Origin of the sequence: Pseudomonas agronomica, assembly GCF_025917275.1 — a bacterium.
In the GTDB taxonomy this organism is placed as follows: Bacteria; Pseudomonadota; Gammaproteobacteria; order Pseudomonadales; family Pseudomonadaceae; genus Aquipseudomonas; species Aquipseudomonas agronomica.
The window spans coordinates 1-352 of record NZ_JAOSHO010001089.1 but is presented as its reverse complement, the minus strand read 5'-3'; the positions used below and the strand labels follow the sequence as shown (position 1 = coordinate 352).

Here is a 352-nt window from a genome sequence, read left to right as displayed (position 1 = left end):
TGTGGGAGCGAGCTTGCTCGCGATGAAGGCGACCCGGTCCTCAACGTTGCCGCAGCCTTTATTCCAAAGCAGCCGCCGGCCCGAAGAACTCGTAACGGCTTTGTTCCGACGGCACGCCCAAGGCCTTGAGATGCCGCTTGACTGCCGCCATGAAGCCTTTCGGCCCAAGGAAATAGGCGTCCAGGTCACGCTGCTCCGGCAGCCATTGCGCCAGTTGCGCCTCGCTCAACAGGCCGACCTTGTCAACCGCCGGCCCCGTGCCGTCATGCTCGTCGTAGCAATAGAAACGCTTGAGTTGCGGATGCCGGCTGGCCAGGTCGTCGATCCAGTCGCGGAAGGCGTGCACGTGGCC

The 352-nt window shown here is 63.6% G+C and carries 1 pseudogene; it reads right to left on the bottom strand.

Annotated elements, in window-relative coordinates:
* Positions 1-58: 58 nt before the first annotated feature.
* A pseudogene (locus tag OC610_RS29050) lies at positions 59-352 on the bottom strand (NO-inducible flavohemoprotein); the annotation flags it as partial.